The following is a 12,107-nucleotide window of genomic DNA, read 5'->3' as shown; positions in this document are numbered from 1 at the left end:
AATGTGCTAAACAATTGAAATAATTTAACTTTGTATTAGAAAAATTACTTCAATGAAAAAGATAATATTTTCGGGACTAATTATAACAATTTGTTCCTACTGCTACTCTCAGGTATTATACACTGATATAGCACCCAGTGATAGAAAGGATATTCTTTTTGATAATTTTGATGATAATTCAAGCAATTGGTATACTGGTGATAATGGCAAGACCCGAGCAAATATAAAATCAGGGTATTACAATGTTGAATCCCTTGTAGACCAACCTCGGGTTGTTTACAAAGACATCAATATGAATACATCCGGTGACTGGGAGATTGAAACAAGCATTCAGTACATATCGGGGCAGGATAATAATATGAATGCATTAGAATGGTCGTGGGTTGATGGTGATAATAGTTATTCTCTTGGAATGTCTGGAAATGGCTATTATGTTATAAAAAAAATAGAGAATGGGAAATGGACTGTTATTTTGGATTGGAAAAAAGCATTGATTGAGCAAGATGAGTACAATAAATTAACTGTTCGTAAAGTTGAAAATACCTTCTACTTCTTTGTAAACGAAAATCTTATTCATCAAATGCCATACGAACCGGTTAGATGCAATAAGCTTGGCATTCAGGTAAATGACAAATCATCTATAAGAGTTGATTTCTTTAGAGCTTCACAAATTCTATATAAATCACCTATTATTACTTGGATAGATCCCTCAAATAATTCAGCAAATTCAAGTAACGATGAGTACCTTTTAAAAGCGAAAATTACTTCGGGGACTGAAATTTCAGAATTTACGCTTCTCAATAATGGTTTTCCTGTTAAGGTATCAAAGGATGATTTAGTTAAGATTGGTAAGGAGTATTTTTTTCAAAAGAAAGTTCTGCTATCTCAAGGTGGAAATAAGGTTGTGCTAAGCACATCAAATTCTCAGGGAAATGCTATTTCAAATCCAATAATGGTGATGTATGGTAGTGAAACTAAAACCGTTCAGGTACCAATATCAAAGCAAGAAGATGTCATCAGTAATGTAGGAACCTCTGACATTGATGAGAATATTCCACAAAATCCTATCAATCCAAAGCGATTTGCATTAATAATTGGTAATGAAGATTATATGAGTTACCAAAGAAATTTGAGTTCAGAGGCGAATGTTGCCTATGCAATAAATGACGCAACAGCGTTTAAAATTTATGCACAAAAAATATTAGGTGTTGAAGATCGAAATATTTTCTTTTTAACCAATGCAACAGCTGGTGCAATGAATCAAAAGATTGAATTAATTACGAGAATTGCTTCAAAGTTGAATGGTTCGGCTGAACTGTTTTTTTACTATGCCGGACATGGTTTCCCGGATGAAAACACAAAGATTCCATACCTTATTCCCGTTGATGTTAATATTCTGAACATTAATCAAGGGATAAAACTTTCTGATCTTTATCAGAAACTCAATGGTTGCGGAGCAAAGAGAGTTTCAGTTTTCCTTGATGCCTGTTTTTCTGGTGGTGGGCGCGAGGGTGGCTTAATTAACTCAAGAGGTGTTAAGGTTCGGCCTAAAGAGGAAGATGCCATTGGAAATCTAGTCGTTTTTGCAGCTAGTTCGGGGGAGCAAACATCTCTTCCATATAAAGAAAAGAGGCATGGAATGTTTACTTATTTTCTGCTTAAAAAGTTGAAAGAGAGCAAGGGAGATTTATCCTATGCGGAATTGGCAAAATACATTCAAGAGAATGTTTCTATCGAATCTTTAAGAACCAATTATCAAGAACAGGATCCCCAAATAAAAACGAGTTCAACATTACAAGGAACTTGGGAGAAATGGAGGTTTGCACCTGATAAGTAATATTCTGTAAAGGCTCTATTTAGAATAACTAGTAAAAAAAACAAAGAATCTATATTACCCTAATTGATTCATTCCATAAATTTGTATACGATTCAAGTTTATCTAAAATGAAAAAAATATTAACTGTTTGGCTTATTTCAACATCAATTCTATCAAGTTTTGCTCAAAGTGGGTATAAGGATATTCTAAATTGGGGGAAGGTTGATGTTTTTAAAGATGATTTTGTTGACAATAGGAATAAATGGTATCTGTATAACAACGAATATAAAACTAATGGAAGAATTGAAAACGGATATTATTTTCTTCAAGTTCTTGATAGTGTATCAAAAATAATTAGACATGAAATTCTTATTAACCCTAATAGTGATTTTGAAATTGAGGCTAGCATAAAGTTTGTTAAGGGAAACGATAATGCTTTTATTGGGATGTGCTGGTCCAGAAAGGATGTTAAGAACTATTATCTTTTTGGTTTTTCAGGCAACGGTTACTATCGTGTAAATAAACTTATCAATGATGAGTGGGTTCCCATCCTAAAATGGGTAAAATCACCTTTAGTGAAAACTAAGGATTACAATAAGTTAACTATCCGGAAGGTTGATAATACGTATTGCTTTTTCCTCAATGAGGAACTTGTTCATTCAATGCCATATGAACCATTGATGGGAAATTGGATGGGTTTTGAAGCACCCGATTCAACAATTATTTATACTGATTATTGGAACGTTAAAACATTAATTTGCCCACAACCCAGTATCTCTTGGATTTCTCCACAAACCGTGGAACAATCTCAACTTGAAGAGTATATCGTAAAAGCTAAAATTACGTCGTTGAAGACGATATCAAATCTATTACTTTTTGTAAATGATTTTCCAGTTCCCGCTTCAAAAGACGATTTAGTTAAAATTGAAAATGATTACTATTTTCAGAAAAAGGTAGCGCTAAATTCAGGGAATAATAGCATCGTTCTTAAAGTTTCGAATGGAGGTGAAATGGTTAATTCGAAACCAGCAATAATTGCATATGGGAGTGTTAGCAACACAAGTAGTAATCAGATTGGAATCAGTAAAACTGTGGCAAATCAAAATATTATACCAAATACGCAGCCTGCAATAAGCATACAATCAGATGTTGATATTGATATTCCCGTAAATCCCTCAAACCCAAAACGATTTGCATTGGTTATTGGAAATGAGGATTATTCGAGCTATCAAAAAAATCTAGGGGCTGAATCCAATGTTAGGTATGCAATAAACGATGCAACAGCATTTAAGATGTACGCTCAAAAGGTTCTTGGCCTTGAGGAGCGAAATATTTTTTTCCTTACCAATGCCACGGCTGGAACAATGAATCAGAAGATTGAATTGGTGACTAAGATTATCTCTAAAATGAATGGAATGGCTGAACTTTTCTTTTATTATGCAGGACATGGATTTCCTGATGAAGAGACTCGAATGCCATATCTGATACCTGTAGATGTAAATATTATAAATATCAATCAGGGTATTAAACTATCTGATCTTTATGAAAAGTTAAATAGTTGTGGAGCTAAAAGGGTTTCAGTTATACTAGATGCTTGTTTTTCTGGTGGTGGTCGTGAAGGTGGCTTGGTTAGTGCGAGAGGAGTTAGAATAAAACCTAGAGAAGATGAGGCTGTTGGAAATATTGTTGTTTTCACTGCATGTTCAGGTGAGCAATCATCTTTACCATTTTCTGAAAAAGGGCATGGAATGTTTACATACTATTTTTTGAAAAAATTGAAAGATTGTAAAGGGAAAGTTTCATACAAGGATATGTTCGATTACCTAAAAGAGAATGTTTCGATTGAATCTTTACGAACTAATTATAAGGAACAAGATCCTCAACTCAATAGCAGCCCTAATCTTCAAAAATCGTGGGAGGGATGGGTTTTTGCTCCGTAGGATTGATTAGAATGAAAAAAAGAAGGCGGTTTTTTACCGCCTTCTTTTTTAAGGTTATAATATCGGTTTAATCCTTTAATTTGGCTACAAAAAACTCTCTATTTAGTTTGGCTATATTCGAAATGGAAATCCCCTTGGGACATTCGGCCTCACAGGCTCGTGTATTTGTGCATCCTCCAAACCCTAGTTCCTCCATTTTGGCAACCATATTTTTTACTCTAATTTCCGCCTCTGTTCTTCCCTGAGGAAACTGTGCCAGATGAGTAACTTTTGCAGAAATGAAAAGCATGGCTGATGAGTTTTTACAAGCTGCAACGCAGGCTCCACAGCCTATGCACGATGCTGAATCGAATGCCTCGTCAGCATTCTTTTTTGGAACAAGGATGCTGTTGGCATCTTGTGCTGCGCCAGTATTAATAGAGATAAATCCCCCAGATTGCATTATCTTATCAAAAGCATTTCGATCTACAATTAAATCTTTAATTATAGGAAATGCTGCAGCACGCCATGGCTCTACGGTAATTGTTTGTCCGTCTTTGAATTCTCGCATGCGAAGTTCACAGGTGGTTGTTTTATGCTGTGGGCCATGTGGACGACCACTGATGTACATTCCACAAGACCCGCAAATTCCTTCGCGACAATCATGCTCAAAGGCAACGGGTTCTTTGCCCTCCTTAATTAGGCTGTTATTAAGATAATCGAGCATCTCAAGGAACGACATTTCAGATGATACATCATTTAACGGGTAAGTTTCGAAGCGACCTTTGCTCTTAGCATTTGGTTGTCGCCATATTTTGAGTTTTATATTCATTTGTCGGAAAGTTATTTAATTAACGGCTATTTTATTTGACTCTGTGAGTTTCTGTGTAACCTTCGTGGAACTCTGTGTTAGAGTTTTTCAACACAGAGCACACGAATTTTTTACAGAATAACACGGAGAAACTGATAATATTGGTTACTTGTAACTACGTTCCTGAAGTTTCACGTATTCGAATTTAAGTTCCTCTTTGTGAAGATCTGGTTCCTGCCCTTGGCCTTTATACTCCCAAGCAGCAACGTAAGAGAAATTATTATCATCACGCTTAGCTTCGCCTGTTTCGGTTTGACTCTCCTCGCGGAAGTGGGCACCACAACTTTCCTTTCGGTTCAAAGCATCAGTACAAAGTAGTTTGGCAAGTTCAAAAAAGTCCATTACTCTACCAGCTTTTTCAAGTTCTTGGTTTAACTCCTCGGCTTTGCCTGCAACTTTTAGGTTTTTCCAAAATTCATCCTCTAGTTCCTTAATCAGAACAAGTGCTTTTTTCAAACCCTCTTCGTTACGAACCATACCACAATAATCCCACATTATCTTACCTAATCGACGATGATAGGAGGTAGGGGTTTCTTTCCCATTGATGCTTAAAAGTTTTTTAACCCTTTCGCTAACCTCTTTTTCGGCAACTTCAAACTCAGGACTATCAGTTTTTATTTTGGGTGTTTTAATGTCAGACGCAAGGTAATCAGTGATGGTATAAGGGAGTATAAAATATCCATCGCCGGAGCACTGCATTAGGGAGCTAGCACCTAATCGATTTGCCCCATGGTCGGAGAAGTTTGATTCGCCAACGGCAAACAGACCAGGAATTGTGGTCATAAGATTATAATCAACCCATAGACCACCCATGGTGTAATGACCTGCTGGGTATATACGCATTGGTGTTTCAAGAGGTGATTCTCCAGAAATTTTTTCGTACATATCGAATAAATTTCCATAATTCTCTTCAATAACTTTTTTACCCTTTTTCTTAATGGCATCACGAAAATCAAGATAAACAGAAAGTCCTGTAGAGCCAACACCAAATCCAGCATCGCAACGTTCTTTAGCGGCACGTGAGGCTACATCTCGGGGTACAAGATTTCCGAATGCTGGGTAACGACGTTCGAGATAGTAATCACGCTCATCTTCTGGGATATCATTCGGTTTTCTGGTATCTTTTTGTTTTTTGGGAACCCAAACTCGACCGTCGTTTCTCAAAGATTCGGACATCAACGTCAGTTTGGATTGATAGCTGTTTAAAACAGGTATAGAGGTTGGATGTATCTGTACAAAACTTGGGTTGGCAAAAAAAGCTCCCTTTTTATGTGCTTTCCATGTAGCCGATGCATTTGAATTTAGCGCAAGAGTTGACATGTAGTAAATTGTGCCATAACCACCTGTTGCAAGAACTACAGCATGTGCTGAGTGTCTTTCTATTTCGCCAGTTACAAGGTTACGAGTAATAATTCCACGTGCCTTGCCATCAACAATTACTAAATCGAGCATTTCACGTCGGGGGTACATAGTAACAGTACCTTTTGCTATTTGCCTTGTAAGTGCAGAGTATGCACCAACTAAGCATTGTTGACCTGTTTGCCCTTTTGCATAGAAGGTGCGAGAAACCTGAACACCTCCAAACGATCTATTATCGATGGTTCCACCGTAATCTCGAGCAAAGGGAACTCCGAGTGCAGTATAGTGATCTATTACCAAATTACTGACCTCCGCAGCACGGTAAACATTGGCTTCGCGGGCACGAAAATCTCCCCCCTTAAGCATATCGTAGAAAAGACGATAGATGCTATCGTTATCGTTTTTATAGTTCTTTGCAGCATTGATACCTCCTTGTGCAGCAACAGAGTGTGCACGGCGAGGGCTATCCTGATAGCTAAATACTTTTACATTATAACCAAGCTCCCCAAGGGTTGAAGCAGAAGAAGAGCCCCCAAGTCCAGTTCCAATTACAATTATATCAAGTTTGCCCTTGTTTGCGGGGTTAACAAGTTTAAGTGATGCTTTATGATTTGTCCATTTATCGGCTAATGGACCATCCGGTATTTTTGAGTTTAGTTTGCTCATATATGGAATTTTATTTCAGAATTAGAAAATATAGAGGAATAATGGTAAAACCAGTTGCAATAATAATTGCATAGATATAGGCTATAATTTCAAGGCGTTTGATCCATATTTTATTATTCCAACCTAAGGTTTGAAATGCCGACCAGAATCCATGGCTTAAATGAAATCCAAGGAGCAAGGCACCTGCAATGTAAATTAGGTTGTACCACCAGTAGGTAATAAATAGCCCAGAAACAAGTGAATATGTATCCGTTATTTGGGTTAAGCCATTATCATAAGAAAGGGTGGCAACTTCACCAAACTTGATTTTCCAAAAGAAATTTGTAAGGTGAATTACCAGAAAAATGAATATTGTTCCTCCAAGAATATACATATTCTTTGAGGCCCAAGATGTAACGCCATTTGAACTGGTTTCGGCGTAAGCCATTGGTCTTGTTCTTAGGTTAAGCAAGGTGATGATACTTGCATAGATGATGTGAATAATGAATCCAATGGCAAGTACTGGCTCAACAACTTCGATTAACGGATTAGTTGCCATAAAATTTGCCGCAAAATTAAAAAGTTTACCATCGCCAAAAAGAAGCATGAGGTTAACGGTAAGGTGTACCAAAAGAAACATCATCAGGAAAAGTCCTGTGATGCTCATGATTAATTTTTTCCCAAGCGAAGAACTGAATATACCATTCATAGGTTTTGGATTTGTGTTATACGAAACAAGATAAGTAATTTATTTACCTATTGTAATTTTCCGAAAAAAATCCTTAAGCAACCAATAATTTTTTATGTTTCTGGGCATGTTTTGGGTTGATACATGTCAATGCAAAAAGTGAATAGTGCTTTTTTTAGAGATGAGGTTAAAAACCTAAAAGATGAAGGACGTGCATTTTACTAAAAAAACCCGAATTGTTTTCTTTAACAATTCGGGTTATAAGGATTTTATAGAGAAGTCAGATTAGGCACTTAATGCAATCAGCGGCTTTTTAGGGTGTGTTTTTAGTTGGGAGCACACCCAATTTTCGATGGTGATTTTAGGGCTGAATATTGAAAGATTAATGGCTATATCTTTTTTCGAAAAATAGTCAATTGCTTTCTGAAGCGTTTCATCAACTTCAAGAATGTAGGGGTAAAAGCCATCATTATCAATAATATTTCGTGCTATTACAGCTTTAAGTTGGGTTTCTAAAATAAACTTTGAATGATCAATTTGCTTCACGTTAGGTTCTACTCCATTTTTTTGAGCATAAGCAATGAACTCTTTTAGCAGGTTGAAAGTACTGAGATACTGTTTAACAGATTCAAAATCTTTAATACTACGAACTTCATTCCGATGCCTATCAGTAAACTCAAAGGCAAATCGGTAGATAAGATTTCGATTTGCAACCTTAGTTAGATATGGACTAATACCAGTTGTATCCATAGGTATAAATATATCTGGCATAATACCTCCGCCTCCATAAACTATTCTACCCCCTGCTGTATGAAACTTAAGGGAATCAGCAAATTTTATGCTATCTGCCTGTTGAAATTCGCCATGTCGGAAACGATTGCTAATATCGTTAAAATACTCATCATCACCTGGGTTGTAATGCTTTTGAATACTGCGACCCGATGGGGTATAGTAACGTGCTGTGGTTAATCTTAATGCTGAACCATCTTTAAAGAATACCTGTTCTTGAACTAGCCCTTTGCCAAACGATCTTCTTCCAATTATTGTACCCCTATCGTTATCCTGAATTGCACCAGCAAGAATTTCACTAGCAGATGCTGAAAATTCATCTATAAGAACTATTACCTTTTCATTAACACATTCACCGCCAGAGGTTGAGAATATATTTTGACGTGATCTGGATTTACCCTGAGTATAAACAATTAATTGTGTTGAATCTAAGAATTCATCGGCAATATCTGTGGCTGCATCCATGTAACCCCCACTGTTTCCTCTCAAATCAAGGATGAGTTTTTTCATACCCATTCCTTTTAGTTTAACAACAGCCTTTAGGAATTCATGGTAGGTAGTTTTAGCAAATGTTGTTATTTTGATATAACCAATATCCTTTGTTGGCATATAGCTAACATCAACGCTATAAATTGGTATTTTAGCACGTGTTATTTCGAAATCAATCAGTTCGTTAAGACCGTTTCTTTTAACACCAATTTTAACTTTAGTACCGGTGGGACCCTTAAGAAGTTTTGGAACGCTATCCTGTGGAAATTTTACCCCAGCAACTATTTTCCCATTTATTTTGATAATTCTATCTCCAGCCAAAACGCCAAGTCTTTCCGATGGTCCACCCTTAACAGGATTAATCACAACAACTGTATCCTTGGTTACATTATACTGAACACCAATGCCATCGAAACCTCCTTCAAGTGGTTCGTTCATGCCTTGAAACTCTGAGGCTGGAATATATATTGAGTGAGGATCGAGATTCTTTAATACTGCTGGTAGAGCCTGTTCCACAAGCCTTTCCATTCTAATCGTATCAACATAATCGTCTTCAATATATTTAAGAACGCTGGTAAGTTTATCCGTTTTTGGATTAACGAGTAGACTTGTTCTAACATTACCCTTATTAAGTTTGAATCCGATAACAATTCCAACAATTAGCACAACACCCAAAATAATTGGGTAGATGATATCTCTCTTCCTGTTTTCGTATTGCATAAAGAATGTATTATAATTCTAATTTGACGATCTCAATATTTGCTCTCTGTAAAAGTTCAATCCCTTCAACCTTATGGTAATCATCCTTGAAAACAACCCTTCGGATACCCGATTGAATAATTAGCTTAGCACATTCAACACATGGGGCCGATGTGACATATAGTGTAGAACCCTCGCTGCTATTATTCGATTTAGCCACTTTTGTAATAGCATTTGCCTCAGCGTGCAATACGTAAGATTTGGTTTTTCCTTCCTCGTCTTCACAAATATTTTCGAAACCAGAGGGAGTTCCATTAAATCCATCGGAAATTATCATCCGACCTTTTACTAATAGTGCTCCAACTTGTCGGCGAATGCAGTAGGAATTCTTAGCCCAAATTTGAGCCATTTCGAGGTAACGACGGTCGAACTGATCTTGTCTTTCTCCGTATGGATACAGCTCTTTGTTCATACATTAAAGCGGATTAACCGATTGTTGTTTTGTATGCTGTTTTGATCGATAAATATCCTTGTTCTGAAATCTTTTATTTCGATAAATTGAAATTTGAACTGACAATAAATATGGGGATTACTCCACTTTCTATATTATAAAAAAACCCTCGATCCGAGGGTTTTTTCGATAAGTACCCGGGGCCGGGATCGAACCGGCACGGTATCGCTACCACTGGTGTTTGAGACCAGCGCGTCTACCAATTCCGCCACCCGGGCAGTAAATCTAAGAACTTTGGGTTGCGAAGATATAAAGTTTATTTGGTTTGGGCAATATCGAAATCAAATGTTATGCAAAATAGTTACTATACTGCCTTTCCAACAATTTTATGCGCAACCAGTTTCTTAGCCGTTTGATATATCCCCTCTACATCAAACCCACACTCTTTATATAGTTGTTGCTGAGTTCCATGCTCAACAAAACGATCAGGAATTCCTAATCGAATTACCTTTGTATTAAAGTCATTATCATTCAACCATTCTAAAATAGCACTCCCAAATCCTCCTTGTATGCAGCCATCCTCAATGGTAATAATAGTTTCAAACTTTTTCCCAATGATTTTAAGAAGGTTTTCGTCTAATGGTTTAGTAAAGCGCATATCATAATGTGCAATGCTTACACCATCAGATTCAAGCATATCTGCTACAATTGAAGCAAAATTCCCAATATGACCGAATGTTACAAAAGCAAGATCCGATCCCTCTCTCACAACCCTACCTTTTCCAATTGGAATTTGAGAGAATGGTTTTATCCAATCTACCATAACCCCATTTCCTCTTGGGTAACGAATCGAGAATGGGCCACCTCCTTCCAGCTGAGCAGTATACATCATGTTACGAAGTTCTTCCTCGTTCATTGGTGCTGCTACAACCATGTTAGGAATGCTTCGGAGATAAGATATATCGAATGCACCATGGTGTGTAGCCCCATCATCGCCAACCAATCCACCACGATCTAGACAAAGAATAACCTGTAACTTTTGAATAGCCACATCATGTATTATCTGATCGTAAGCTCTTTGCATGAATGAAGAGTAAATATTGCAGAATGGTACATAACCCTCTGCTGCTAACCCTGCCGAAAAGGTTACCGCATGTTGCTCGGCAATGCCCACATCAAATGTTCTATCGGGCATCAATTCCATCATAATATTCATTGAGCAACCGCTAGCCATAGCTGGAGTAATTCCAAGAATTTTACTGTTAGTTGATGCTAGTTCAACCAAAGTTCTTCCAAAAACATCCTGATATCGGGGAGGTGTGGGCTTATCGTTGACAATAACAATTCTTTCACCAGTTGATTTGTTGAATACACCAGGAGCATGGAATAGCGTTTGATTTTCCTCCGCAGGAGTAAATCCTTTTCCTTTTGTTGTTATGCAGTGTAAGAGTTTTGGCCCTGGAATATTTTTTAAATCACTTAATATTTTAGTTAGATAGACAACATCGTGACCATCTACAGGACCGAAATATCGAAAACCAAGTGATTCAAAAAGATTACTCTGTTTTAGAAGAGTAACTTTTATTGCATTTTCAATTTTTTGAACTGCGGAGCGAGTTTTGGGACCAAGTTTATCCACCTTTCCAAGTATATTCCAAACGTCAGTCTTAAACTTATTGTATGTTTTTGATGTAGTAATATCGAGAAGATATTCCTTCAATGCACCAACATTTGGATCGATGGCAATGTTATTATCGTTAAGAATAACAAGCAGATTTGATTTTTCGATTCCCCCATTATTCAACCCCTCAAAGGCAAGACCTCCGGTTAACGAACCATCCCCGATTACAGCAATAACCTGACGCTTATTTCCCTCTTTTTGAGATGCAATAGCCATTCCAAGAGCAGCAGATATTGACGTTGATGAGTGACCCGTACCGAAAGAGTCATATTCACTCTCGCTGCGTTTTGGAAAACCGCTAATCCCCTTATACTTTCTATTGGTGTGAAAAACTGATTTTCGACCAGTTAGTATTTTATGCCCATAAGCCTGATGTCCAACGTCCCAGACAATTCTATCTTCGGGTGTGTTGAAAATATAATGTAAAGCAACAGTAAGCTCAACCACACCTAAACTAGCACCAAAATGCCCGGGATTTTCGCATACTACATCAATAATAAACTGTCTCAACTCGCCGCTTAGCTGTACGAGTTGATCCGATTCAAGTTTTTTTAAATCGCTTGGATAGTTAATCTGATCTAATAAAGGGTAGCTACCGCTCATATTCAACCTCGGATGTTTATCGGTGCAAAGTTAAAACAATTTAACCCGTAAAAACCTTTTTTGTTTAACGATGAGTAACGTCTATTATTTTATCTTT

Annotated in this window: 8 protein-coding genes and 1 tRNA gene; 2 read left to right on the top strand and 7 right to left on the bottom strand. The window is 37.1% G+C overall.

Going from position 1 to position 12,107, the window contains the following annotated elements:
- Nucleotides 1-52: 52 nt before the first annotated feature.
- Together HOO91_09750 and HOO91_09745 are read left to right on the top strand one after the other, a co-directional pair.
- Nucleotides 53-1,837, top strand: coding sequence for a hypothetical protein (locus tag HOO91_09750; protein ID NOU17828.1), 1,785 nt, complete (start codon nt 53-55; stop codon nt 1,835-1,837).
- Nucleotides 1,838-1,944: 107 nt separating this feature from the next.
- A complete protein-coding gene (locus HOO91_09745; protein NOU17827.1) occupies nt 1,945-3,756 on the top strand; it encodes a caspase family protein in 1,812 nt (603 codons plus the stop codon).
- 67 nt (nt 3,757-3,823) lie between these two features.
- Here HOO91_09745 and HOO91_09740 read toward each other — a convergent pair whose 3' ends face one another.
- From HOO91_09740 to HOO91_09710, 7 genes are all read right to left on the bottom strand, one after another.
- Nucleotides 3,824-4,567: a succinate dehydrogenase/fumarate reductase iron-sulfur subunit gene (locus HOO91_09740; GenBank protein NOU17826.1), complete on the bottom strand. Its 744-nt coding sequence runs from the start codon at nt 4,565-4,567 to the stop codon at nt 3,824-3,826.
- A 144-nt stretch (nt 4,568-4,711) separates the two neighbouring features.
- Entirely contained in the window at nt 4,712-6,631 is a 1,920-nt protein-coding gene (locus tag HOO91_09735; GenBank protein ID NOU17825.1) for a fumarate reductase/succinate dehydrogenase flavoprotein subunit, read from the bottom strand.
- 10 nt (nt 6,632-6,641) lie between these two features.
- On the bottom strand, nt 6,642-7,319 hold the full coding sequence (locus HOO91_09730; protein ID NOU17824.1) for a succinate dehydrogenase cytochrome b subunit: 678 nt from the start codon (nt 7,317-7,319) through the stop codon (nt 6,642-6,644).
- Nucleotides 7,320-7,583: 264 nt separating this feature from the next.
- Nucleotides 7,584-9,296 (bottom strand): S41 family peptidase, encoded by a 1,713-nt coding sequence (locus tag HOO91_09725; GenBank protein NOU17823.1) that lies wholly within the window; start codon nt 9,294-9,296, stop codon nt 7,584-7,586.
- 10 nt (nt 9,297-9,306) lie between these two features.
- Nucleotides 9,307-9,747: a dCMP deaminase family protein gene (locus HOO91_09720; protein NOU17822.1), complete on the bottom strand. Its 441-nt coding sequence runs from the start codon at nt 9,745-9,747 to the stop codon at nt 9,307-9,309.
- Nucleotides 9,748-9,920: 173 nt separating this feature from the next.
- A tRNA-Leu gene (locus HOO91_09715) sits at nt 9,921-10,004 on the bottom strand.
- A gap of 86 nt (nt 10,005-10,090) precedes the next feature.
- On the bottom strand, nt 10,091-12,010 hold the full coding sequence (locus HOO91_09710; protein ID NOU17821.1) for a 1-deoxy-D-xylulose-5-phosphate synthase: 1,920 nt from the start codon (nt 12,008-12,010) through the stop codon (nt 10,091-10,093).
- Nucleotides 12,011-12,107: the final 97 nt, after the last annotated feature.

Source organism: Bacteroidales bacterium (assembly GCA_013141385.1).
Lineage (GTDB): Bacteria > Bacteroidota > Bacteroidia > Bacteroidales > Tenuifilaceae > UBA8529.
This window is presented reverse-complemented; position numbering and strand designations above follow the sequence as displayed.